Source organism: Deinococcus radiophilus (assembly GCF_020889625.1).
Classification (GTDB): Bacteria; Deinococcota; Deinococci; order Deinococcales; family Deinococcaceae; genus Deinococcus; species Deinococcus radiophilus.
This window is the reverse complement of record NZ_CP086380.1, coordinates 963,854-988,138: the sequence shown is the minus strand read 5'-3', so window position 1 is coordinate 988,138 and position 24,285 is coordinate 963,854. Positions and strand designations below refer to the sequence as shown.

Annotated in this window: 22 protein-coding genes; 10 read left to right on the top strand and 12 right to left on the bottom strand. The window is 66.8% G+C overall.

The window, feature by feature from the left end:
• Positions 1-78 precede the first annotated feature (78 nt).
• A complete protein-coding gene (locus LMT64_RS05075) occupies positions 79-744 on the top strand; it encodes a hypothetical protein (protein ID WP_126350745.1) in 666 nt (221 codons plus the stop codon).
• A gap of 70 nt (positions 745-814) precedes the next feature.
• Here the strand turns inward: LMT64_RS05075 and LMT64_RS05070 are convergent, their stop codons facing one another.
• From LMT64_RS05070 to LMT64_RS05060, 3 genes are all read right to left on the bottom strand, one after another.
• On the bottom strand, positions 815-2,386 hold the full coding sequence (locus LMT64_RS05070; RefSeq protein WP_126350744.1) for a glycerol-3-phosphate dehydrogenase/oxidase: 1,572 nt from the start codon (positions 2,384-2,386) through the stop codon (positions 815-817).
• Positions 2,387-2,501: 115 nt separating this feature from the next.
• Positions 2,502-4,022: a glycerol kinase GlpK gene (gene glpK, locus LMT64_RS05065; RefSeq protein ID WP_126350743.1), complete on the bottom strand. Its 1,521-nt coding sequence runs from the start codon at positions 4,020-4,022 to the stop codon at positions 2,502-2,504.
• Positions 4,023-4,061: 39 nt separating this feature from the next.
• Positions 4,062-4,889 (bottom strand): MIP/aquaporin family protein, encoded by an 828-nt coding sequence (locus LMT64_RS05060; protein ID WP_126350742.1) that lies wholly within the window; start codon positions 4,887-4,889, stop codon positions 4,062-4,064.
• A 178-nt stretch (positions 4,890-5,067) separates the two neighbouring features.
• Here LMT64_RS05060 and LMT64_RS05055 point away from each other — a divergent pair, with 178 nt between their 5' ends.
• Positions 5,068-6,036, top strand: coding sequence for a sugar-binding transcriptional regulator (locus LMT64_RS05055; RefSeq protein WP_126350741.1), 969 nt, complete (start codon positions 5,068-5,070; stop codon positions 6,034-6,036).
• A 62-nt stretch (positions 6,037-6,098) separates the two neighbouring features.
• Complete coding sequence (recQ, locus tag LMT64_RS05050) at positions 6,099-7,925, top strand: DNA helicase RecQ (protein ID WP_126350740.1); 1,827 nt, start codon at positions 6,099-6,101, stop codon at positions 7,923-7,925.
• Here recQ and LMT64_RS05045 read toward each other — a convergent pair.
• Positions 7,922-8,794, bottom strand: a complete 873-nt coding sequence (locus LMT64_RS05045) for an alpha/beta fold hydrolase (RefSeq protein ID WP_126350739.1) — start codon at positions 8,792-8,794, stop codon at positions 7,922-7,924. The two genes, recQ and LMT64_RS05045, sit on opposite strands and share 4 nt — an antisense overlap.
• Positions 8,795-8,873: 79 nt before the next feature.
• On the opposite strand from LMT64_RS05045, the gene LMT64_RS05040 reads away from it, so the two are divergent.
• Both LMT64_RS05040 and LMT64_RS05035 read left to right on the top strand, forming a co-directional pair.
• A complete protein-coding gene (locus LMT64_RS05040; protein ID WP_126350738.1) occupies positions 8,874-9,188 on the top strand; it encodes a PadR family transcriptional regulator in 315 nt (104 codons plus the stop codon).
• Positions 9,185-9,694: a hypothetical protein gene (locus tag LMT64_RS05035; protein WP_126350737.1), complete on the top strand. Its 510-nt coding sequence runs from the start codon at positions 9,185-9,187 to the stop codon at positions 9,692-9,694. The genes LMT64_RS05040 and LMT64_RS05035 overlap by 4 nt, the downstream gene beginning before the upstream one ends.
• On the opposite strand, the gene LMT64_RS05030 is transcribed toward LMT64_RS05035, so the two are convergent.
• Together LMT64_RS05030 and LMT64_RS05025 are read right to left on the bottom strand one after the other, a co-directional pair.
• Positions 9,672-10,175, bottom strand: coding sequence for a hypothetical protein (locus LMT64_RS05030; RefSeq protein ID WP_126350736.1), 504 nt, complete (start codon positions 10,173-10,175; stop codon positions 9,672-9,674). The two genes, LMT64_RS05035 and LMT64_RS05030, sit on opposite strands and share 23 nt — an antisense overlap.
• Entirely contained in the window at positions 10,165-11,622 is a 1,458-nt protein-coding gene (locus tag LMT64_RS05025) for an aspartate aminotransferase family protein (protein WP_229253406.1), read from the bottom strand. Before LMT64_RS05025 ends, LMT64_RS05030 begins: the two co-directional genes overlap by 11 nt.
• A gap of 88 nt (positions 11,623-11,710) precedes the next feature.
• Between LMT64_RS05025 and LMT64_RS05020 the strand changes: the two genes are divergently transcribed.
• Complete coding sequence (locus tag LMT64_RS05020) at positions 11,711-12,484, top strand: fumarylacetoacetate hydrolase family protein (RefSeq protein WP_229253405.1); 774 nt, start codon at positions 11,711-11,713, stop codon at positions 12,482-12,484.
• Positions 12,485-12,556: 72 nt separating this feature from the next.
• Here LMT64_RS05020 and LMT64_RS05015 read toward each other — a convergent pair whose 3' ends face one another.
• Positions 12,557-13,669, bottom strand: a complete 1,113-nt coding sequence (locus tag LMT64_RS05015) for a hypothetical protein (protein WP_126350733.1) — start codon at positions 13,667-13,669, stop codon at positions 12,557-12,559.
• 176 nt (positions 13,670-13,845) lie between these two features.
• On the opposite strand from LMT64_RS05015, the gene LMT64_RS05010 reads away from it, so the two are divergent.
• A complete protein-coding gene (locus LMT64_RS05010) occupies positions 13,846-16,104 on the top strand; it encodes an ATP-dependent Clp protease ATP-binding subunit (RefSeq protein ID WP_126350732.1) in 2,259 nt (752 codons plus the stop codon).
• 67 nt (positions 16,105-16,171) lie between these two features.
• Here LMT64_RS05010 and proC read toward each other — a convergent pair whose 3' ends face one another.
• Entirely contained in the window at positions 16,172-16,978 is an 807-nt protein-coding gene (gene proC, locus LMT64_RS05005) for a pyrroline-5-carboxylate reductase (protein WP_126350731.1), read from the bottom strand.
• 89 nt (positions 16,979-17,067) lie between these two features.
• On the opposite strand from proC, the gene LMT64_RS05000 reads away from it, so the two are divergent.
• From LMT64_RS05000 to radA, 3 genes are read left to right on the top strand one after another with little or no spacing between them, the layout of a single operon-like run.
• On the top strand, positions 17,068-17,460 hold the full coding sequence (locus tag LMT64_RS05000; RefSeq protein WP_229253404.1) for an MliC family protein: 393 nt from the start codon (positions 17,068-17,070) through the stop codon (positions 17,458-17,460).
• Between the two features lie 58 nt (positions 17,461-17,518).
• Entirely contained in the window at positions 17,519-17,818 is a 300-nt protein-coding gene (locus tag LMT64_RS04995; protein ID WP_126350730.1) for a DUF2087 domain-containing protein, read from the top strand.
• Positions 17,818-19,203, top strand: coding sequence for a DNA repair protein RadA (gene radA / locus LMT64_RS04990; protein ID WP_126350729.1), 1,386 nt, complete (start codon positions 17,818-17,820; stop codon positions 19,201-19,203). Before LMT64_RS04995 ends, radA begins: the two co-directional genes overlap by 1 nt.
• A 105-nt stretch (positions 19,204-19,308) precedes the next feature.
• On the opposite strand, the gene LMT64_RS04985 is transcribed toward radA, so the two are convergent.
• From LMT64_RS04985 to LMT64_RS04970, 4 genes are all read right to left on the bottom strand, one after another.
• Entirely contained in the window at positions 19,309-20,832 is a 1,524-nt protein-coding gene (locus tag LMT64_RS04985; RefSeq protein WP_126350728.1) for an amidase family protein, read from the bottom strand.
• A gap of 166 nt (positions 20,833-20,998) precedes the next feature.
• The gene (locus LMT64_RS04980; RefSeq protein ID WP_126350727.1) at positions 20,999-21,739 is read right to left on the bottom strand and encodes a ZIP family metal transporter; all 741 of its coding nucleotides are present in this window, start codon (positions 21,737-21,739) and stop codon (positions 20,999-21,001) included.
• Between the two features lies 1 nt (position 21,740).
• Complete coding sequence (locus tag LMT64_RS04975) at positions 21,741-22,973, bottom strand: class I SAM-dependent rRNA methyltransferase (RefSeq protein WP_126350726.1); 1,233 nt, start codon at positions 22,971-22,973, stop codon at positions 21,741-21,743.
• Between the two features lie 45 nt (positions 22,974-23,018).
• Positions 23,019-24,257, bottom strand: coding sequence for an MDR family MFS transporter (locus tag LMT64_RS04970; protein ID WP_126350725.1), 1,239 nt, complete (start codon positions 24,255-24,257; stop codon positions 23,019-23,021).
• Positions 24,258-24,285 lie beyond the last annotated feature (28 nt).

The window sequence follows — 24,285 nt, the reverse complement described above, 5'->3', positions numbered from 1 at the left end:
ACCGCTGATAGTTCCTGAAAGCAGACTCTAGGTGCGGCCCTGCCAGAGGGCCAGAAAATGGTCTAGGCTAGAAGGTGAATGCTGAGAGCTGCCGTCCTGCTGTTGTCCCCCTTATTGGCCCTGAGTCTGGCCGCCTGTACCCCGGAGCCGGAACCGGAGCCAGAACCTGTGCCGCAGGTGGAAACGGCTCCGATCCCTGCTGCTCCCGGCGCGGCTGATCAGGGTAAGGCAGCTGAAGTAGAGGAGGCGGCAGACGTCGCTGAGGCCGAGCCGCTGGCCCCGGCCAAAACCGCTGAGGCGCCTGCTCCTGTCACCGCCGAAGTAGAAGGTGACCTGACCTGTTCCGGCGTGCTGGCCCATCAGTCGGTATCGGGCAACGTGGAGGTGCCTACCGGAGCCAACTGCCAACTGTTTGATAGTGAAGTGGACGGAAGCATTCTGCTGGCCCCTGGTTCGGCGGCCACGTTGTCGGCCACCCAGGTGGGCGGTAGTGTCCAGGGTGAGCAGGTGTATGACCTGGTGCTGGAAGAAGGCCGCGTCAAGGGTAATGTAGAGCTGAGCGCGGGTGGGACCGTGCAGCTGAATAACGTGACGGTCGACGGCAGCGTGGAAGTCAGTGACTACCAGGGCGCTGTTCGCCTGATTGACAATGAGATTGCGGGCGATGTGGAGTGCCAGGACACCCCCGACATCGGTGCCGAGGGCAACCAGATTACTGGGCGCATCCGCTGCCCAGGGGTCTGAAGCGCGGCACCCCCATGACGGGGTGCCTGATTCGCTTTGGCTTTGGCTGAAGAACAGTTCCCCCGCTGAGCTAAGAGGCTTCCGAGTCCAGCAGATATCCCTGCGTCACTTCGTGGTACTCCTGAACCTGCTGGCGTTGCCAGGCCTCGTCGTGACCCAGTTCCTCTGCCAGGATCTGGGCGACTCGGGGGGCCATGTCCAGGCTGGCGCGGGCGTCCAGCAGTTGGGCACGCAGGCGGCGGGCCAGCACGTCTTCGGCGGTGCGGGCACTCTCGGCGCGGGCTGCCCACCGCACTTCGGCCTCGGTGTAGGGAAGGGCTGGGTGCAGCTGGGTCTGTGCGCCGGGCAGCGCCTGAATCCTGGCGGCATCACTGCCGTAAACCCGCCAGTGGTCCGGCAGCGCGTCCTCGCTCCAGCCGTGCAGGTGTAGCCCCGGCGTGATGCTCAGGCGGCGCGGCAGTCCTGCCACGTTCTCGGCCTGGTTCACCGTGTCTTCGCCCATGTGGCGGTAGGTGGTCCACTTGCCCCCAGTCAGCGTGACCAGGCCGCCTTCGGAAATCACCACGGTGTGGTCACGGCTGATCGCCTTGGTGTCGGTGGCGTCGGGCGGGCGGACCAGCGGGCGCAGGCCCACAAACACACTTTTTACGTCTGCCCGCGTGGGGGCCGGGTCCATGTACTGCTGCGCGGTTCGCAGGATGAACTCGGTTTCTTCCGGCAAGGCGCGGGGTTCGGCGGACGCTTGCGGCACCGCGGTATCGGTGGTGCCGATCACCGCGTGGCCGTGCCAGGGCACAGCGAACAGCACCCGGCCATCGTCGGTACGCGGAATCATGATGGCGCTGTCGCCGGGTAAAAATCGGCGGTCCACCACGATATGAACCCCCTGGCTGGGCGAGAGCATCGCTTTAACCGAGGGGTCTTCCATGCGCCGCACTTCATCTACCCACACCCCGGTGGCGTTGATGACGACCTGGCCCTGGACCTGGTGTTCCTGCCCGGTTTCCTCGTCGCGGAAGCGTACGCCAGTGACCCGTCCAGCTTCCCGGTCCAGTCCGGTGACGTGGGCATGGTTGAGGGCGACGCCGCCAAAGTCCTCCAGGGTCCGCAGCAGCGTGATCGCCAGCCGCGAGTCGTCAAACTGTCCGTCGTGATAGAGGATGCCCCCCATCAATCCGTTTCGCTGGAGGGTGGGAATCTTTTCTAGCGCGGCTTCCCGGTCCAGGTACTTGGACTGCCCCAGGTTCAGGCGTCCGGCCAGCAGGTCGTACAATTTCAGCCCCACCCCATAGAAAGGGCCGCTCCACCAGGAATACCCCGGCACGACAAATTCCAGGTCACGGACCAGATGAGGTGCATTGCGGCGCAGCAGTCCACGTTCGCGCAGGGCTTCACGGACCAGGGCGACGTTGCCTTGTGCGAGGTAGCGCACCCCGCCGTGGACCAGTTTGGTCGAGCGGCTGGACGTGCCCTTGGCATAATCATGACGTTCGAGCAGCAGCACGCTGTAGCCGCGTGAAGCTGCCTCCACGGCAGTACCGAGGCCTGAAGCGCCCCCACCGATCACGATAAAGTCCCAGCGGCGGTCCTGGGTGGCCTGGGCGAGTTGCTCAGTGCGGGGGTCGGAAGGGGATGGGCTCATGGGTGTCCTTTCTGATGGAGGGGCAGGCCGGGAATGGCCCGCCCCTCCGCCTTGGAAAATAGGGTAGAGAATCGGGGGAGGCGGACAGGGGTTCCACCTTCCATTCCCTGCCGGGTCAGCTTGCTGCGGTGGTGTCGGCCTCGGCCCAGCCCCGGCTGCGCTCGACGGCCCGTTTCCAGTCGCTCAGACGGGCGGCTCGCTCGGTGGCCTTCATCTGCGGCTCAAAAGTCTGGTCAATCTCCCAGGCCTGTTCAATGGCCTCGGTGCCGGGCCAGAAGTCTACAGCCAACCCGGCCAGATAGGCGGCCCCCAGCGCCGTGGTTTCGGTGACTTTGGGCCGGACCACTGGCACGCCCAGCAGGTCGGCCTGAAACTGCATCATCAGGTCGTTGCGGCTGGCTCCGCCGTCCACCCGCAGCTCTTTGAGGTCCAGTCCGGAATCTTTTTGCATGGCGTCCAGCAGTTCAGCCGACTGAAATGCCACCGCTTCCAGCGCGGCGCGGGCAATGTGTGCAGCGGTGCTGCCACGGGTCAGGCCCACCATGGTGCCGCGGGCGTAGGGGTCCCAGTAGGGCGCGCCCAGGCCGGTAAAGGCCGGAACCAGATACACGCCGTCCGTGTCCGGCACACTGCTGGCCAGGGCTTCGATCTCCTCGCTGCGCCGGATGATGCCCAGGCCGTCGCGTAGCCACTGCACCACCGCGCCGCCAATAAAGACACTGCCTTCCAGGGCGTAGGTGCGCTCCCCACCCAGCTGCCAGGCCACGGTGGTCAGCAGCTGATTCTGGCTGGGCATCGCTTCTTTTTCCGTGTTCATCAGCATGAAGCAGCCGGTACCGTAGGTATTTTTGGCCATGCCGCGGCTGAGGCAGGCCTGCCCGAACGTCGCTGCTTGTTGGTCTCCGGCGATTCCAGCAATCGGAATCTGGCTGCCGAATAGCCCTGCGGCGGTTTCGCCGTAGACTTCGCTGGAGGGCCGCACTTCCGGCAACATGGAGCGGGGCACATCCAGCAGGGAAAGCAGCTCGTCGTCCCAGTCGCCGGTATGGATGTTGTACAGCAGGGTGCGGCTGGCGTTGCTGGCGTCGGTAATGTGCAGCGCTCCGGCGGTCAGATTGTAGATCAGCCAGGAATCGACCGTCCCGAAGGCCAGGTTGCCTGCCTCAGCCGCCTGCCGTGCTCCAGGCACATGGTCCAGAATCCACTTCACCTTGGTTCCGCTGAAATAGGCGTCCAGCAGCAGGCCGGTCTTTGCACGGAACGTCTGTTCTTTGCCCTCTGCCTTGAGGCGGTCACACAGCTCGGCGGTGCGGCGGTCTTGCCAGACGATGGCGCGGCTGATCGGCTGCCCGGTCTGACGGTCCCAAACGACCGTGGTTTCCCGCTGATTGGTAATACCGATGGCGGCGATGTTCTCGGCGCGCAGCCCGGCGCGGGTGATTGCTTCTTGGGCCACGCCGCTCTGGGTACTCCAAATTTCACCTGCGTCGTGCTCAACCCAGCCGGCTCTAGGAAAGAATTGCTCGAACTCGCGCTGAGCGGTCGCTAGGATGTGCCCCTGGCGGTCAAAGACAATAGCCCGGCTGGAGGTGGTGCCCTGGTCCAGGGCCAGGATGTATTTGTTCTGGTTGGTCATATATGGCTCCTTGGGAAGCTGAAGGGAGAGTGATGCGCCTTACTGCGGCCCGGCGGTGGGGGTGGTGTCCATGCCCTGTTGTGCCTGCTGCGAGGCGAGGTGGGCGCGCTGCAAAGGCTTTCCGATGGCATAGTCGTAAATCAAAGCGCCCAGTACGCTCCCTACGATTGGACCGATGATCGGCACCGTCCAGACCCGCAGTTCCCCGAAGCCGGTGTTCTGAAAGCCGGCCAGCAGCGTCATCAGGCGCGGCCCAAAGTCGCGGGCTGGATTGATGGCGTAGCCGTGCAGTGCCCCGAAGCTCATGCCGATGGCGACCACGATCAGGGCGATGGCCAGGGGTCCCCAGGCGCCGCCCTCTTTGTTGTTCAGTTTGTCAGCCACCGCCAGGATCAGGCCCATCAGCAGCGCCGTGCCTACGACCTGATCAAAGAAGCCCGGCCAGAAGCCCGGCAGCGCCGGAAAGGTGGCGAACACGCCCGCCGTACTGGCCAGACCAGGATCGGCCACCGCGAACTGTCCCCGGTACACGCCGAACACGATGGCCGCCCCGACGAAAGCGCCCAGAATCTGGGCCAGCGAGTAGGGGAGGACCTTGCTCCAGGGAAAACGCCCGGTGGCCGCGAAACCAATGCTGACCGCTGGGTTGAGGTGGGCTCCGCTGATGGTGCCAGCTGTGAAAATCCCGAACAGCACGCCCAGCCCCCAGGCCCAGTTGATGTTTGAAAATCCGCCGTTGACCACCGCACCAGGTGTGGCTGGGTCAGCAAATAGAGTCACCATTGCGACCACGCCGGTCCCGAACAAAATCAGCACCATGGTGCCCAGAAATTCGGCGATACACTCCTGCAACAGGGTAAATTTCATGTTGCTCCTTTCCTTTCTGCGGTTCGGCTACATTGCTGCCGACCCGGACAAACTGTGAAGTGACCCCATGCTGCCGACTATCTGAACAAATGTCAAGTTAGGATGATCAAATGTTCAAGATCGCCGAAATCGCCGTCTCTCCGGATTGCCACTTGCTTAGCCGTTATGCTGGGTGGCAATGAATTCTGCCGTGCAGACCACCCTGGCCGTGCAGGTGGCCCGGCTGTACTACCATCAGGGGCTGACCACCGGCGAAATTGCCGCCGAACTGGGTCTTTCACGGCCCAAAGTCAGCCGCTTGCTCTCGTTCGCCCGTGAAAGTGGCCTGGTGGAAATTCGTATCCATGATCCGGCGGTGCAGCCACAGACCCTGGCCGGGCAGTTGCAAGACCTGTTCTCAGGAGTTGAGGTGCAGGTGGTGGGAGTACCGCCCGGCAGCGCCGAGGACGAATGGCTGGGCCGCGTGGCGCACGCCGCTGCCGCCACGCTGGATACCCTGCTGCGCCCTGGCATGACCGTGGGCCTGGCCTGGGGCAATACGCTGGACGCTGTCTCGCACGCCCTGACACCGCGGCGGCTGGGCGGGCTGGACTTCGTGCAGCTCAACGGCAGCGCCAACATTCAGGAACTGGTCAGCGGCTTCGTGACCGACACGCTGACCCGCTTTGCCCGCAATTATGGGGGACGCGCCCACCTGTTTCCGGTGCCGACCTTTTTCGATGATCCGCATACCAAGGACATGATGTGGCGCGAGCGTTCGGTGCGGCAGGTACTGGACTTGCAGGGGCGGGCCGACCTGCTGGTGTATTCAGTGGGCAGTCCTCACGCCGGGAGGCCCAGTCATGTCTACGCTGCTGGTTCGCTGGACGATCATGAAAAGGCCGAGTTGGATCAACTGGGCGTTGTGGGCGATATTGCCACCGTTTTTTTTCGCGCTGACGGCTCTTGGAAAGGGCTACCGATCAATGCGCGCGCCAGTGGACCAGGGCTGGATTTCGTGGCGGGGCATCCGAACACCCTCTGCGTGGTCAGCGGTCTGGGCAAAGTCGGGGTGCTCCAGGCGGCCCTGCGCGGCGGCTTGATGCGGCGGCTGCTGGTCGACGAACCCACCGCAGCGGAGTTGCTGCGCCGGATAGAGGAAGCCTAGCAGAAGACCTGATCTGCTTCCGGACCACCTTCCCCTACGTCCCTCCCCTTTATCCTGAGTCCATGACTGCCAGCGCACCGCCCACTGTTTCTGCCCAAGCCCTCAGCCTGCTGGGAGAGGTCTGGGGCTACGATCAGTTCCGCTGGCGGCAGGGCGAGATCGTCTCTCAGCTGGCGGCGGGCGGCAACGCCCTGGTGCTGATGCCCACCGGCGGCGGCAAAAGCCTGTGCTATCAGCTGCCCAGTCTGCTGCGCCCCGGCGTGGGCGTGGTGGTCAGCCCCCTGATCGCGCTGATGCAAGACCAAGTAGACGCGCTGCGGCAACTCGGCGTGCGGGCGGCCTTTCTCAACTCCAGTCTCAGCGCCGACGGCGTGCGCGAGGTAGAAGCGGCGCTGCGCTCCGGTGAGCTGGACCTGCTGTATGTGGCTCCCGAACGACTGCTGATGGAGGGCACCCTGCGGCTGCTGGAAAGTGTGCCGCTGGCCCTGTTTGCCATTGACGAGGCGCACTGTGTCAGCCAGTGGGGCCACGACTTCCGGCCTGAATATCAGGGTCTGGGCGTGCTGGCAGGGCGCTTCGCAGGCGTGCCGCGCATCGCCCTGACCGCCACCGCCGACGAGCGCACCCGCGCCGACATCCTCAGCGTGCTGGGCTTGCAGGATGCGCCGCAGTTCACCGCGTCGTTTGACCGCCCCAACATCCAGTACCGCGTCGGCCCCAAGGACAGCGCCAAGCGGCAACTGCTCGACTTTATCCGCGCCGAGCATTCCGGTGATGCGGGCATCGTGTACTGCCTTTCCCGCCGATCGGTGGAGGACACCGCCGCTTTTTTGACCGAGAACGGCGTCCCGGCGCTGCCCTACCACGCGGGCCTCAGCCATCCGGAGCGGCAGCGAGCGCAGGAGCGGTTCCTGCGTGAAGATGGGCTGGTGGTGGTTGCCACCGTCGCCTTCGGCATGGGGATAGACAAGCCGGATGTGCGTTTTGTGGCCCACCTGGACCTGCCCAAAAGCATGGAGGGCTACTACCAGGAAACCGGGCGGGCGGGCCGCGACGGAGAAGCCAGCACCGCCTGGATGGTCTATGGCCTGGGTGACGTGGTGAACCTGCGCCGGATGCTGAGCGATTCGCCCGCTCCTGAATGGGTCAAGCGGATTGAGGGCGCCAAGCTGGACGCGCTGCTCAGCTACTGCGAGAGTGCCGGCTGCCGCCGTGAAGGCATCCTGGGCTATTTCGGGGAGGAGTATCAGGGGCCGTGCGGCAACTGCGACAACTGCATCAGCCCGCCGCAGGTCCGCGAGCTGACCCGCGAGGCGCAGATGGCCCTGAGTGCCGCCGTGCGGACCGGCAACCGTTACGGGGCCGCTCACCTGACCGACGTGCTGCTGGGCAAGGACACCGACAAGGTGCGGCAGGCGGGGCATCATACCTTACCTACTTTCGGCGTAGGGGCGCAGCATGACGAGCGTACTTGGCGCGGCATCCTGCGGCAGATGGTCAGCCTGGGGTATCTGGCCGCCGGTGAGCACTACGGCCTGAGTGCCACCCCCAAAAGCCGCGAGCTGCTGCAAGGGGAGACGCCTTTCCTGCTGCGCGAGGAGGTGCTGCGCCCGACCAGCAACCGCCGGGCTAAGGGCAAAGCATCGGCACCAGCTGATCTACCCGCCGCTGCCCAGCCCGCCTTCGAGGCGCTGCGGCAGTGGCGCGGCGAGCAGGCCCGTGAACAGGGTGTCCCTGCCTACATCATCCTCGACAACAAGACGCTGGCGGCCATTGCCGCGCTGCGCCCCGGTAGCCTGGCGACGCTGAGTACTGTAAGCGGCGTGGGGGCCAAGAAGCTGGAGCAGTACGGTCAAGCGGTGCTGGACGTGCTGGGGGAAGTGGACTAGTTCGTCTCTAGAAACTGGTGCAGGGCTGCCGCCAACTCTGCGGGTGCCTCTTCGGCCATGTGATGTCCGCAGGGGAGGCTATGCCCACTCAAGTGGCCCGCTACCCAGAGCCGCCAGACCGCCAGCACATCACCGTACAGCCGCCCCATGTCGTCTTGCTCGGCCCAGAGGACCAGGGTGGGGGCCTGGACCTGTCGCCCCGCTGCGCGGTCGGCCTCGTCGTGGCTGCGGTCGGTGACCAGTCCGGCGCGGTAATCCTCCACCATGCCGTGAATCACCGCCGGGTCGTGAATGGCGGCGCGGTAATCCTGGTAATTGTCCTGGCCCATCTGCGCTGCTTTCTCCGGGCTGTGCCCATACCAGGCATCCGGGTCGGCCAGAATAGCCCGCTCGGGTTTGTCCGGCTGGGCAAAGAAAAACCAGTGCCACCACTCCTGCGCGAAGCGGGCGTCAGCGCGGGCCAGGGCTTCAGCGATCGGCACTCCGTCCAGCACGGCCAGATGGGTCACATGCTGCGGAACATCTAGCGCCATGCGCAGGGCTGTGTAGCTGCCCCGGTCATGCCCGGCGACCGCCCAGTGAGAGTGGCCCAGTTGATGCATCAGTTCGGTCAAGGCGGCTGCCTTGGCCCGCTTGGATGATCCCACGTGCCCCGGCTGGTCTGCAGGAACAAATGACTGACCGAAGCCTGGCAGGTCCGGGCAGACCACGGTGTAGTGCTGGGCGAGCAGCGGCGCGGCCCGGTGCCAGGTCGTGTGCGTGCGTGGATGCCCGTGAAGCAGCAGCAGCGCTGGGCCGCTGCCCCCTGTGCGGACGCGCACCGTTCCGGCGCTCAGCGGCGCGTGGCTCAGCTCAAACCCTTCAAACATGGCCCCACCATAGAGTTCCAAGCCGCAAAAGTAGATTGCTACTCTTCCCTTAAATCTACATATGTAGCAAATTGCGGCCATGTTCAAGCGCACCCGCAAGCCCAGCCCCCACACCTGCGCCGTCCTGCTGGCCTTGCTGGACGCCTACCCCCGGCCCACCTACGGCTATGACCTGAGCCAGACGACGACCCTCAAGTCCGGCACGCTGTACCCTATCCTGCAGCGGCTGCACGAGCGTGACCTGCTCAGTGCCGAGTGGCAAGACAGCCCGCATGAGGGCAAACCACCCCGGCACATCTACACCCTGAGCGCCGCTGGCCTGAAACTGGCCCGTGAACAGCGTGAGGCTGACGCCCAGGCTGGGGCGCAGGCCAGGGGGAAGGTGACCGTATGAGCAAGAAGGTGGACTGGAAACAGACCATGCTGAATGAGGCGGAGGCTTCGGGAAATGAGCGCTGGGCGCAGGAGGCGCGAAAGGCCGTCTTTTTTGATTTCTGGAACGTGAGTGCAGGCCAATTTCTGCTCTACCTCCTGATCGCATTCTCAGCCACTTTTTTTTCTGGCTTTGCGGCGTCCATGTTCACTGATCCAGACCTGCTGGCGCTGGTATGCGCGGAGCGGGAAGGCTGCTCCAGCGGATTATTGGCGGCAGTTTTGGCTCTGATTTATACAGGCGCTGGAGCCGCGTTTTACCTCTGCGGCCTGCGGAATATTTTCTTCATCGTCTTCCTGGGTTCCAGCGTGCCAGCGGTCAGTTCCAGCTCGCTTCTGCCCATCAGCGCACACTGGGCTGCCGGTTTACTGGCTGGCGTCATTTTGGCGGCCCTACCGCTTTATCTGGGCTACTCACCGCCCATCAGCTCAAAAAAGCCGGGCGCTAGACCCCACACGCCCGACTGAGCAAGACCCCGATTTCATCCTTGCTCATGCGCCGTCCGCGCAGGGTCAGGCCCGCCGGCAAGCTGGCCGCGCCGTCTGAGGGACGGAATTCAAACTCGGGCCGCACGATCAATTCACGCCGCGCGGTGAGGGCCAGCACAAAGTCGGTGTGCAGCGCGTAGTGGGCGTTCAGCTCCTCGCGCAGCGGGCCAGGGTCGCCGGAGAGGTAGGCCAGCAACGCCGGGTGTGTCTCGAAGCCTTCAGTGAGTTCGCGGTCCAGCGGTACGGTGTCCAGCAGGAAACCAGCGCCGGGCACGGTGTATCCGCTGATCCGGCGGCGGCAGGTATCCGGGCTGTCGCCGCGCACCGGACTGACCCTTCGGCCCGCGCCAGCAGCCCCACGTAGGTAGCGCCAGAAAGTGCCCAGGCTGGAATAGTTGCCCAAGCCCAGGTAGCCGCCAGGCTTGTGGGCCAGTGGAGTTTTGGGCAGATCAGCCGTCACTGGGGGTGCGCTTTTTGGGCTTTTTCACCGCAAAAGCCGCCAGCCGCGCCAGCAGGTCGGGCGGCGTATTGCTCATGATGCTGCTGGCCTTAGGATTACGCTCCGCGAAGTCGTCCACCCGGTCCATCAATTCTCCGAACAGCGGCTCAGGGATGTTCAGCGCGGGGCTGAGGCGGACCGTGCGCTTGCTGCTCAGGCTCAGGTTGGCCACGACGCCGCTGAGGTGCAGTTCGCGCATCGCCAAGATGGCGGTCGCCTCGTAGGCCAGTTCCTTGGCCGGCTCTGGCAGCGGTAGGCCCACCATCGGGTGAAACTGCATCGCCAGCAGCAACCCCTGACCGCGCACGTCCTGAATTAGCCCTGGATGACGCGCCTGCAGGCGGCGCAGGCGTTCCAGCCCCTCGGCCCCCATTTTCAGCGAGCGCTCCGGCAGGTCGCCTTCCACGATCATTTCCAGCGACTTGAGGGCCACGGCCATGCTGAGCGCTCCGCCGCCGAAAGTGTTGGAGTGGCGTTTGGAGCTCAGGCCGCCCAGCATCTTCTTGTAGATGCCGTGACGGACGATGGTGGCGCCCACTGCCGTGAGGCCGCCCCCCAGCGGCTTGGCCAGGGTGACGATATCGGGGTCCATGCCCTGCGCTGCTGACTCGAACCAGTGGCCGGTGCGGCCCAGTCCGGTCTGAATTTCGTCGGCAATGCTGACGATGCCGTGCTCGCGGCAGAGGTCTGACACGCCGCGCAGAAAGCCGGTCGGGGGAAGAATCACGCCGCCCTCGCCCTGGATCGGCTCCACGATGATCGCCGCGACATTCTTGGGTCCGACCCGGCGCAGCAGGGTTCGCAGCGCCTCAAGATCCCCATATGGGCTGGTCAGGGCGCCCGGCACCAACGGCCGGAAGATGTCCTGATATTCCGGGTTGGGCGTCAGGCTGAGGCTGCCGTAGGTTTTGCCGTGGTAGGCCGCTTTGAACGAAATGAAGTAGCTGGCGTTGGGCCGCCAGGCTTTGGCGAACTTCAGTGCGCCCTCTACGGCCTCGGTGCCGGATGAGCAGAAAAACACCTGACTGTCTGCGTGACTGGGCAGCTGCGAGGCCAGCAGAGCCACCAGATTGGCTTCCAGCGCGGCCCGCCAAGGGCTGAGGCTTTGTTGCGGCAGGGTCATGGCCCGGTTTTTCGCCATGAACTCGGTCACAAATTCGGTCAGTTCCGGGTGCATCTCGCCAAACGGTGTTGCCGCGTAGCTGGCTGCCATGATCATCCGCTGGCCGCCCACATCTTCCAGCTCCCAGGGACTCAGGCGGCGAAAAGGCCCAGCCACCCCCAGCAAGTCCAGGCCGTACAGCAATTCCTCGTTGCCGTGGCGCAGTTCCAGGTCACGGACTTGTTGCGGGCGGAGCCGGTCATCCAGAACGTCCTGGACAGGAATCAGCTTCGTGGTTGTCGTCATGGGCAGAAGTCTAGCGCCTGCGTGGGCTGGCCCGCTGTAACGGGCATGAGGGGACGCCCGGCCTGCTGGCTGCACTATGCTGCCCCTCATGCAACTGGTCAGAATCATGGCAGACGGACAAGCCCATTGGGGCCGCCTGGACGGCGAGACGGTTCACCTCTTGGCAGGCGTACTGGGTGACAGTGGCTTCAGCGACGCGGGCCGCAGCGTGCCTTTTGACGCCGCGCAGCTGCTGCCGCCTGCGACCCCCAGCAAGATCGTCTGTGTCGGGCGCAATTACGCCGATCACATCCGCGAGATGGGCCATGCTGGGGCGGGTGGCGAGGATCTGCCGCTGGAACCGGGCATCTTCCTCAAAGGCCCCAACGCGCTGGCCGAGCCAGGTGGCAGCGTGGCCTATCCCGAGTGGACTGAGAACTTTCACTTTGAAGGCGAGCTGGCGTTGGTGATTGGTCAACGCTGCAAGAACCTGGGAGCCGCCGAAGCGCTGGGGGCCGTGCTGGGCTACACCTGCGGCCTGGACCTGACCGCCCGCGACAAGCAGCGCGAGGACCTGCAGTGGTTCCGCGCCAAGGCGGCCGACCGCTTCTGCCCGCTGGGGCTCTGGCTGGAAACCGGGCTGACCCCCACCGACCTGCACATCCAGACCCGCGTGAACGGGGCGGTCAAGCAGGACAGCCGCACCTCGCACATGATTTTCGACCCCGTGCAGGTGCTGGTGTACGTAAGCCGCTACGTGACCCTGGAGCCCGGCGACGTGGTCCTGACCGGCACGCCAGAAGGCGTCGGCCCGCTGGAACGCGGCGACACGGTCGAGGTCGAGGTCGAGGGCATAGGCGTGTTGCAGACCCGCATCGTCTGACGGGTGCGGGGCGTCTGACAGCTGTTGGCCCGCTGGCAGCGGTGCCTTGCCCCATGCCGGCTGTGCCGTCGCTCAGCTGTCCCCGGCGGGGGCTTCCAGCCGCGAGCGCAGCTTGGCCGCCAGCGCCGCGTAGAACACCGGGCGCTGCAAGTAGGCCAGGTGGTCGCCGCGCAGGTGGCCCGGCAGCGGAAAGGGAGCGTCGTGGGCGCCGGGAATCACGCCCTCGGTGCGGAAGCTGAGCAGGTCCGAGTAGCTCCACACGTTCCAGAGGTAGCCCAGGTGGTCGCTCAGCTTCCGCTGCGGCTCCTGCGGCGCCGGCAGGCTGTCTTCCAGCATCAGGCCCAGCTCCTTGAACAGCCCCAGCTGGCTGCCCACCGCGCACCACAGGTCCACCCGCAGCTCTGCCAGGTCCGGCTGGGCCGGCAGGACGCTGCTCAGCACGTCGTAGACCAGCTGACAGCCCAGGCTGTGGCTGACGATGACGAGTGGTTCACCCCCAGCGGCCTGGGCCTGCGCCCGGCACAGCGCGGTCAGGAGGCGCTGCGGCACCGGCCCCGGCTGCTGCGGGGTTCCCCGGCCGTTCAGGTAGGTGAGCGCGTCACCCATGAAAATGGGCACGAAGTCCTCCAGTGGCCGCCGTACCTGGCGCAAGGTGCGCTGAAGCTGCTGCCGGCGCCGTGTCTGTAGGGCCGCCGGCAGCCGCGCCGGCAAAAAGGCGTGCCCCCGGCGCCGCGCCTCCACGGCCGCCAGCAGCACCTCGGCCTGCGCCGGCAGCGGCAGGGCGGCGGCCATCGTCCGCACGTTCTCGTCGCGGGCGGTGGAGGCGGCCGCCTCGATGGTGGCGGGCCACAGCTCGGCAGCGGTAGAGGGCAGCAGGGCGTCTTCCAACCACTGGGCCAGCTCGGCCGGGGAGATGTCCAGCGGGCGCTCCAGCCGGGGGGACTGCGGGTCCAGGGCGCCCCGGAAGCGGCCCCCGTTGGTGTAGCGGGCGCCCAGGTCGCCCCAGTACAGCCACTCCAGCGCCGCGTCCTGCGGGGCGTCCGGGCGCAGCACCGGGGCCACATGCTCGCGCAGCAGCGCCTCGATGGCCGGCCACTCGGTGCCGTGGGTCATCTGGTGCAGGGTGGCCCATTCCGGCCCGTCTTCCTCGCGGACGGCGACTCCATGCACGAAAATCAGCGGCATGGCAGCAGTCTAAAGGGGACTGCCGGGGCCGCGCCATTTCCCCCCCCTTTCTCTTCCGGTCTCTTCCGAAAACGTGCCGGCTGAACAGCCGTCCCCGCCAGCCGGCCGCTAAACTGAGGAATGTCACTGCAAGTTCCTGGCACGTACGCTGCCAGTGCCGAGCGGAAAGGAATCCGATGACCCACAACCGTTACGATGACCGCGCCCGGCTGGTGTTTCACTACGCCCGCGAGGAAGGCAACCGCCTGGGGCACGCGATGGTCGGCCCCGAACACCTGCTGCTGGGCCTGATGCGCGAGGGCGGCAGCGCCTACGCTGTCCTGAGCGAATTCGGCGTGACTCTGGACTCGCTGCGTGAGCGGGTCGAGGAAATCATCGGGCGCGGCGAGGGCTCGCGCCTGAACGACGCCCCCGCCATCACGCCGCGTGCCCGCCGGGTGATGGAACTGGCGACCGCCGAGGCCCGTGCCCTAGGTGCTGCCGTGACCTCCACCGAGCATCTGCTGCTGGGTATCCTGCGTGAGGGCGACGGGGTGGCTTACCGCATCCTGCAGGAAATCAGCCGCGACCCCGACACCATCCGCTGGCGGATTCTGGAGCAGGGCGAGAAGAAGAAGCCCGACCCCGCCTCGCTGCCCACGCCCATGCTCGACGAGTTCGGCCGCGACCTGACCCGTATGGCGAAAGACGGCCGGCTGGACCCGGTGATCGGGCGCAGCGACGAGATTCGCCGCGTGACCCAGATTCTGACCCGCCGTACCAAAAACAACCCGGTGCTGATCGGGGACCCTGGCGTGGGCAAGACCGCCATCGTGGAGGGCCTGGCGCTGGCGATTGCGGCGGGCAAGGTGCCCCCGGCGCTGCAGGACAAGCGTGTGGTCAGCCTGGACCTGAGCGGCGTGGTGGCGGGCACCAAATACCGGGGCGAGTTCGAAGAGCGGCTGCGGCAAATCATCGAGGAGCTGCGGGCCAGCCCCGTGGTGGCCTTTATTGACGAGATGCACACTCTGGTGGGCGCAGGCGGCTCTGAAGGCACCCTGGACGCGGCCAACATCATGAAACCGGCCCTGTCGCGCGGCGAGATTCAGGTCATTGGCGCGACCACCACCGGCGAGTATCACCGCTACATCGAAAAGGACGCGGCGCTGGAGCGGCGCTTTCAGCCGGTGATCGTGCTGGAACCCAGCCCCGCCGAAACCCTGGACATCCTGCGCGGCGTGCGGCCCGCCTATGAGGAGCACCACGGCGTGCGCCTGCCCGACAACGTGTTGGAGCTGTCTATCCGCATGGGCGAACGCAGCCTGCCGGGGCGCAACTTCCCTGACAAGGCGATTGACCTGCTGGACGAGGCCGCCAGCCGGGTGAACCTGAACCTCAGCCTGGACGTGCCGGTGGCGCTCGACGAGGACGGCCGGCCGTACGTGACCCGCGAGGACCTCGAAAGCGTGCTGAACTCGATGGGCGGGGTGTACTCCGACGACCGCGCCGCCGACCTGGCCGACCTGGAGCATGTGCTGGGCGAGCAGGTCTACGGCCAGCCCGACGCTGTGCGGGCGCTGGCTTCGGCGCTGCGGCGGGCCCGCCTGGGCCTGGGCGGGCGTAACCGGGTGTCGGCCAGCTTCCTGTTCGCCGGTCCCAGCGGCGTGGGCAAGACCCACCTTGCCAAGGCGCTGGCCCGTACCCTCTTCGGCTCGGAGCGCAGTCTCATCCGGCTGGACATGTCCGAGTATCAGGAGCCGCACAGCGTGAGCAAGCTGATCGGGTCGCCTCCCGGCTACGTGGGCCACGAGCAGGGCGGCCGCCTGACCGAAGCGGTGCGCCGCCAGCCGTTCAGCGTCATCCTGTTGGACGAAATCGAAAAGGCTCACCCCGACGTGTACAACGCGTTCCTGCAGGTGTTTGAGGACGGCCGCCTGACCGACGGGCAGGGCCGCACGGTGGATTTCCGCCGCACCATCGTCATCATGACCTCCAACACCGGCTTTAACATCAACCCTACGGTGGGCTTCAGCCCGGTGCAGGCCGATTCCAACGCGCCGCTGCGCCACATCTTCACGCCCGAATTCCTCGACCGGCTGGACGACGTCATCAAGTTCCGGCCGCTGGGCGAGGCCGAGCTGGAGCGGGTGGCCGGGCAGCTGCTGGCCGAGATGGCCGAGGAGCTGGACAGCCGCGACATCACCGTGAGCTTCGCGCCCGAGGTGGCGCCCTGGCTGGTGGGCAAGCTGAGGGCCCGCAGCCACAAGCACGCGCTGGGCAGCAGCCGCCAGCTGCGGACCCTGCTGCGCGAGGAATTGGAAGACCCGCTGGCGCTGGAGCTGATGGCCGCCGCCCCCGGCCCCGACGGCTGGCGCGTGGTGCTGGGCGAGGGCGGCGACGGCCTGGAATTCCGCCGCGACAAGCGGGTGCGGGGCAAGACCCAGATTCTGGCCTGAGAACCTGAACCGCCGGAGCTCAGACAAGGCGCAGGCCCGCTTCCCAACCGGGGGGCGGGCCTGCCGCCTAGCTGTCGCCCGTTTCCCGCTCCCCGCGCCCCAGCTCGTGGCCGCGCCGGGTAGCAGCCTCCACGGCGTCGATCACGCTGCGGCGGAAGTTGCCGCCTTCCAGTGCCCGGATGCCCGCGATGGTGGTGCCGCCGGGGCTGCACACCTCGTCCTTGAGCATGGCGGGGTGGGGCCGCTCGGCCAGCAGTTCGCCGCCCGACACCAGCAGCTTCTGGGCCAGTTCGTTGGCCAGCGGCCGGGGCAGTCCCATGCGGACGCCGCCGTCGGCCAGCGCCTCAGCGAACACGGCGGCGTAGGCCAGGCCGCTGGCGCTCATGCCGGTAAAGGTGTCGAACAGGTGTTCGGGAATCCGGTAGGTGTCGCCCACCGCGCCGAACAGCCCCTGCGCGAAGGCCAGGTCGCCGGCCGCCTCGGCGCCGGGGGTGGCGGTCAGGGCCGTCTGCGAGCGCCCGATGGTGGCGGCCAGGCTGGGCATGGCCCGCACGGCCCGCTCGCTGCCCAGGCATCTGCTGAGGGTGCCGGTGGTCACGCCCGCCAGCGTGCTGATGTACCCCGCACTGTGCCCGCCCGCCCAGCCGGCCACCTCCTGAAAGGCTCCCGGCTGCACACACAGCAGGATGTACTCGGCCCCGGCCAGGTCCCCGCGCCCGATGACCGGCGCACCAAAGCGCCCGGCCACCTGACAGGTCTTGTGGGCGTCGCGGCTCAGCAGGCCCACGTCCTGCGGCGCCAGCACGCCCCGCTGAAACAGTCCGGTCAGCAGCGCACAGCCCAGCTTGCCGGTTCCGATGAGTGCCAGTTTCATAGGGGGCAGTATAGGCAGCCAGGGGTGCGGAACAGTCGGGTGGGTGCGGGGAGCGCCACGGCAGGCCAGGAAAGGCCTATACTGCTTCCATGTTCACCCAACTGTTCCGCACGCTGATGGCCGCTGCCCTGCTGAGCAGCCCCGCTCTCCTGGGGGGCACCGCCCTGGCCGGGGGGGCTGGAGCGCCGCCGGTTGCTGTCCAGCCCGCTTTCACCTGGATACAGTGTCAGGGCGGCCGTGTCTTGGTGCGTTACGTCCAGGCCCACGATCTGACTTTTGTGGTGCTGCGATACCAGGGGCAGAACTATGGCCTGGCCCCGGCGGTCAGCGCCAGTGGGAGCCGCTATGTGGGGCTGGCCGGGCTGGATACCGCATCGGGCCTGGAGTGGTGGGAACACCAGGGAGAAGGCACCCTGAGCGTCTACCACCCGGCCAGCGGCGAGACGGCCCCGCTGCTGGCCGGCTGCCGCCTGCGCCGCTGAGTGGGGGCGCAGGCGCCGGCCCACCTTCGCGCCGCCGCCGAGCCGCTAGCATGGGCGGATGTTCAAGAGCTTCGATGGATTTACCGACGACTTCGGCCGCATCACCTCCTGGCCCAGCGACCGCCGCGCCCAGCACCAGATGGCGATTCTCAACCACCTGACCGACCTGTTCGAGTCGGGCCGCGTCTACTCGCCGCAGGAAGTCGGCGTCATGCTGCGCGACCACGCCGACGAATCGCTGGAAGCCACCCTGCTGACCGAGCTGCTGGACGGCGAGTATCTGACCGGGGGCGAGCAGGGCTACTGGCGGGCCGACAGCCGCCCCACCGGAGCCAACACCCCCACGCGGGAGGGTTGATGGCCCGTAGCAAGACGCAGTACATCTGCCAGAGCTGCGGCTACCAGTCGGCCAAGCCGCTGGGCCGCTGTCCCAACTGCCAAGCCTGGAACTCCTTCGAGGAAGTGGAGGACAAGCCGGCCGTGAGCGGGCGCTCCAGCCTGGGCGGGGCCTACGGCGGCATCAAGGGCGGCCAGGTCACGGCGCTCAGCAGCGTGGGCCGGCGCGAGGAACCCCGCACGTCCAGCGGTATCCCGGAGCTGGACCGCGTGCTGGGCGGCGGGCTGGTGGCGGGCGGCGTAACCCTCATCGGCGGTGAGCCGGGCATCGGCAAGTCCACGCTGCTGCTGCAGGTGGCCGACCGGATTGCCCGCAGCGGCGGCGCCGTGCTGTACGTGGCCGGCGAGGAATCGCTGGAGCAGATTCGCCTGCGGGCCGACCGCCTGGGCGTGGCCGGCGAGATTCAGCTCACCCGCGACACCCGCGCCGAGCATGTGGCCGCGCTGATGGAAGAACACCGGCCGGCGCTGTGCATCGTGGACTCTATCCAGACCGTCGTGGCCGAGGGCGACGGCGTCAGCGGCGGCATCGCTCAGGTGCGCGAGGGCACCGCCGTCCTGACCCGCGCCGCCAAGGAAACCGGCACCGCCACCGTGCTGGTGGGCCACGTGACCAAGGAAGGCACCGTGGCCGGCCCCAAGGTCATCGAGCACATCGTGGACACCACCATATTTCTGGAATCGGTGGGGGCTTTCCGGCTGCTGCGGTCGGTCAAGAACCGCTTCGGGCAGGCCGGCGAACTGGGCGTGTTCGAGATGCGCGGCGAGGGGCTGATCGCGGTGGAGAACCCCAGCGCCGCCTTCCTGGCCGAGCGCCCCGTCGGCGTGCCGGGCAGCGTGGTGGCCGCCACCATCGACGGGCAGCGGCCCATGCTGCTGGAAGTGCAGGCCCTGGCCGCCAAGACGCCCTTTCCCAACCCGCGCCGGGTGGTGGTGGGCCTGGACCCGCGCCGGGTGGACGTGGTGCTGGCCGTGCTGGAACGCCGGCTGGACCTGACGCTGGGCGGGCTGGACATCTACGTGAACCTGGCCGGCGGCCTCAAGGTGGCCGACCCCGGCCTGGACCTGGCCGCCGCGCTGGCGGTGTACTCGGCCGTGGTGGGGCGCCCGCTGGCCGAGAACGTGGCCGTGTTCGGTGAGGTGGGCCTGGCCGGCGAGGTCCGTTCCACCACCGCCAGCGGGCGCCGCGCCGAGGAAGCCCGCCGCGCCGGGTACCAACGCCTGATCGTGCCGCCCGGCCTGGACGGTGTGGCCGGTATCCGCAGCGTGGAAGAAGCGGTGGGCGTGGCCTGGAGTGGGGGCAAGGCCCCGACGCGCCGCCGTAGCCCTGCCGAGGCAGCCAGTTAAGGCACTTTGCCCCCCTCGGCGGGTTTGTTGAACCAGCGCACCCCTGCCGGTTCCAACTTCCTCTCTCTACCGGACAGAAAAGCGTTGACTTTTTGTCCGGTGACTTTAGAGGTGTGCAGGGAGGGCGGGCCGCGCCTGGGTCGCCTGCTCGTAGGCGTAGGCGGCCTGGATCAGCCCGGCATCGCTGAGCAAGGGCCCAACGAAAGTGACGCCGAAAGGCTCACCGTTGCTGTACTGCCCGGCCGGGACCGTCAGCGCCGGGTAGCCCGCCGCCGAGTAGACGCCGGACAGCTCGTTGCTGAGTGAGAGCAGCCAGTCCACGCCTTCTAGAGCGCTGTCCAGGGCCCCAGTGGCCCGCTCGAAGTTCTGGGTGCGGGCGGCCTCATAGGCCTCGTCTGTCACCTGGCGCTCCGGGTCCAGCGCCATTTCCAGCAGCGTCTGGCCGTAGGGAGAATGTTGCTCTGCGTGCTCAGAGTTGAAGGCCACGATTTCGGCCAGGGTGGTCACCGGAGCGCCCGCGTCACGCAGGTAAGCGGGCAGGTCTCGTTGCATCCCGTGTAGCATCACGCCCAGCCAGTCCAGTTCAGGTTCCTCGAAGGTCAGGGGCACGGCCACGGCGCCCGCTGCCGCCAGGCCCTGTTCGACCTTCTGACGCAGTTCAGGCGCGAAATCTTCAGGCAAGATGACGCCCACCCGCTTCCCCTGCAGGGCATTTGCGTCCAAGGTATCGGGCAGGCGGAACCCCTGGGCGGCCTGCGTCACAGGGTCCTGTGGGTCGTGGCCCACCAGCGCGCCCAGCAGCAGTGCCAGGTCGGCGACGGTGCGGGCCATCGGTCCGGCAGTGTCCTGCGCCTCGGTGATGGGAATGATCCGGCGGCGGCTGATCAGCCCCCGGCTGGGCTTGAGGACCGCCAGCGCGTTCTGGCTGCCAGGATAGATCAGCGACCCTGCGGTTTCGGTCCCCACCGCGAAGGTGCAGAGGTTCAGCGCGGTGGCCGTCGCCGGCCCGGAGCTGGACCCGCCCACATCAAAGGGACCATAAGGATTCCGGGTTGGCCCTCCCAGCACGCTGTAGCCGTTCACCGAGTCCTCGGTCATGAAGTTGGACCACTCCGACAGATTGGCCTTGCCCAGAATGACCGCACCCGCCGCCCGCAACTGCGCGACCAGTGGGGCGTCGGCGGTGGCGACGGCGCTCCTCAGCACCGCCGCGCCTGCCGTGTTGTGCAGGCCCGCTACCGCAATGTTGTCCTTGATCAAGACGGTCAGGCCGTGCAGCGGCGAACGGACCTGCCCGGCCTGACGCTCGGCGTCTAGGCGGCGGGCGTCGTTCAGTGCCTGAGGGTTCAGTTCCAGCACGCTGTTGAAGCGGCCCTGGTCCAGGTCGCGGATCCGGCGCAGGTGCAGCCGTGTGAGTGCCTCGGCGCTCAGCTCTCCACCCGCCTGCAATTCGCTTAGCTCCGCAGCCGTACGCTCCAGCATCAGGGTTTCCTGGGCTTGCCAGTCCTCAGCATCCAATCCGGCCAGACTGGCTTCAAAGGGAGTGAAATCCAGCGGGCGGCGCAGCGTCTCATGCTCCTGGGACGCCTGCCGCTGGGCCTGTTTGGCCGAATATTCCTGAAAGTTCATCGTCTGGCACTATGCCTGATTTTGCAGGTGACGTGACGGTAAAATCTCAACTTTTTGTGCCGCCTGGCGCTGGCCTGACCCATTAGGCTTCGGTTGCTGGGACATCCGGATACGCCCACCATACGGCCGGAGCCAGCACCAGCGCCGCCACGGTAAAGCGCCAGGGTCATCCGCCGCCCAGCTTGCTCAGCGCGAACGACACCAAGAAGCCCAGCGCGGCAATGAGTCCTGACCAGTTGTGCTCTTCTTTGAAGGCTTCGGGAATCATCGTGTTGACCAGCATGGCGAGGATGCCGCCCGCCGCGACGGCGGTGGTGGCCGCCACCACGCTGGCCGGGGCGTGGTCAAAGGCGGTATACCCCAGCAGCGAGGCAAGCCCCAGCAGCAACGTGACCCCGGTCCACAGCAGCACGATCTGACCTGGGCGGTGGTTTTGTTTCATCCCAGTGGCCCCAGACAGCCCTTCTGGGATGTTGCTGAGGAAAATGGCGATCACTGTAACCAGACTGACCGCGCCGCCTGAGAGTAGAGAGAGCCCGACCACGATGGATTCGGGAATCCCGTCAATCAGTGCGCCGGCCACGAAGGCGGACCCGCTTTCCTGATCTTCCTTGTCGCCGCTGTTGCCCTGCCAGCGCTCCAGCAGGGTGGTGGCGGCAGTGTACAGCACGGCTCCACCCAGAAATCCCAGGCTGGTGGAAGTCAGGCCGTCGCGTAAGTACGCTTCTTCCATCAGCTCAAAGGCCAGGGCGGAAATCAGCACGCCGGACCCGAACGCCATGACGGCGGCCACCCAGCGCCGGGGCAAGTTGAACCGCAGCCCGATCAGCGCGCCCAGCAGCAGCGCCGAGCCCGAAACCAGCCCCCATATCCCGGCCTGCACCGGCCCTGACAGTGATCCCAGCATCTCAGTCTTCTTTACGCAGCAGCAAGCTCTTGAGATAGAGGCTTTCAGGCACGCTCAGTCGGTGAGGGTGATCGGCGGGCTGGTAGGTGATGGCGACCACTTCAGCCCCGCAGCCCGCCTGCCCGGCTGCCACCCGCGAGGCGTCCAGCAGGTCATTGACCCCGATGTAGTGCGCGCAGGTGCTGACCAGCAGGTGTCCGCCGGGATTCAGCATGTCCAGCACCTGACCTACGCCGTCAGTGAAGATCTTCTTGGCGCGGGGCAGGTCGTCTTTGCGCTTGGCGAGGGTGGGGGGGTCGAACACAGCGGCGTCAAAGCGGCGCTTCTCTTTTTGCAGGGCGCTGAGTTGTTCCAGCGCGTCTCCCCAGCGCACCCCCACGCTCACCCCGTTGCGGCGGGCCACACCCTCCAGGGTCGCCAGTGCCACCTGATCCTTGTCGATGGCGACCGCTCTGGCCCCGGCTTTGGCGGCGTGCAGACTGAACGATCCGGTGTAGGAATACACGTCCAGAAAGCTCTGTCCCGCACTCACCAGCGAGCGCATCAGGCGGCGGTTGTCGCGCTGATCCAGGAAAAAGCCGGTTTTCTGGGCTTCGAGTGGCCGGAAGGACAGCCGCAGGTCGTCCTCAAAGAACTCCACTTCGTCCGGCAGCTCGCCCCAGAGTGCCCCACTGGTCAGGTCCAGGCCTTCCTTGCGGCGCTCGCCCGTGTCGCTGCGCTCAAAGGCTGCCGTGGCTCCGGTTTCTTCGCGCAGTGCCCGCAGGATGTGGTCGCGGTGGCTTTCCACCCCCGCGTTGCGCAGCTGCACGCTCAGCACGTCCCCGAACTGATCCGCCACCACGCCGGGCATCCCGTCGGCCTCGGCGTGCAGCACGCGCAGGGCATTCGTTCCGGTGACGCGGCCCTCGCGGCGGGCCAGCGCTTCACGCACTCGGCGGCGGTAAAAGTCCAGTCCGATTTGCTCGTCCTGCCAGGTCAGAAGCCGCAGTGGAGTGGCTCCACCGGCATTCCAGTACCCACGTCCCACGAAACTGCCGTCCGGGCCGCGCACCGTCACCACGGCCCCCGGTTCCAGCCCTTCCGGAGCGTCCGCGATGTCTTTCTGATGGCCGAAAGGGTAGCGCCCGGCAATACGCCGGACGGCCTGGGGTTTGAGGGTCACGGCCTGCGCATCTGTGCGAGTGGCCCGGTTGCCGCTGCGCTGACCGACCTGGGGAGGATTACGGGGACTCATGTGGGTCAGTCTAGAGCAGCGTAAGGACAGGCGGCGCCATGCTCGCTAAACCCCGGCCTGCAGCCTGACCAGCCTAGAGCGCCGCAGCCCCGCCGCCGTCAGCCCTACCCCGGCCAGCCCCAGCGCCAGGGTCAGCGCCGCCATCAGGCCCCCGCCGTAGGCCGCGCCCAGTGGAATACCCAGCGTGGCGACCCATTTGGCCAGGGTGAACAGTTGCCCGTTCACTGCCAGGTAAGCGCCGCGTCCATCTGCGGGCATCAGGTCGGCCAGGCGGGTCTGGCGGGTCGGTACATACATCAGTTCGCCCAGGGTCAGGACCACCGTGGCGGCCAGCAGCAGCGGCAGCGACGTGGACCAGGCCAGGGCCGCAAAGCCTGCCGCGAACAGGACGAATCCGGCGTACATGGTGGGTTCCAGTGGACGCTTCTGCACCCAGGCGGTCACTGGGGCAGTCAGGAGGACCACCAGTGCCGTATTCAGCGCTGTCAGGAGGCTCATGGCCCGCACCCCGTCAATCAGTTGTCCGCCTATGTTCAGCGGCGCGAAGGCCTGCGCCAGATGCACGGCGGCCCAGTTGCCCCGCGAGAACTCAATGGCGAGAATCGCAATGCCGCCCGCCGTGAAGAGCAAAAAGGCCGGGTCACGGGCCACTACCGCGTAGCTGCCCAGCAGCGGCTTCAGCCCCAGCTGTGAACGCACCGCTGCGCCGCGTTGCCCGGCCCGTGTCTCGGTCAGGAAGCGCCAGGATACAGACAGAATCACCAGCGACATCACCAGCAGCCCGCCCAGCAGCAGCGGGAAGTGGTCGCGGTACAGCCAGCCACCCAGCAGCGTACCCACCAGCAGGCTGGCATTGATGGCCCAGTAGTTTACCGCGTACATGAAGGTCCGGCTTTCCTCGGTGGACACGTCCACCAGCATCGCCTCCGAAGCCGGATTGACCAGGCCGCCTGCCACGTTGTTCAGGCACACCGCGGCAAAGGTCAGGTAGGGATAGATGCCATCCACGTTGGCGGCCAGCAGCGCGGCGAACGACACCACCTTCAGCCCTTCGCCCAGCAGCAGTGTGCGGCGGCGGCCCCACAGGTCGGCCAGGTGCCCACCGTACAGCCCCGCCACGAACTGCACCGCCACCAGCAGCCCCAGCAGCAGCCCGGCCAGCCCTGCGCCAAGGTGTTCCGTAAAGTAGATCGCCAGCAGCGGAAACACGGCCCCACCTACCAGCCGCGCCAAAAAGGACGTGATGATGCGGACTTTGATGTTGGGGTGCAGGCTCTGCCACATGCCCGGCAGTATGCGCCGGAGCCAAAGG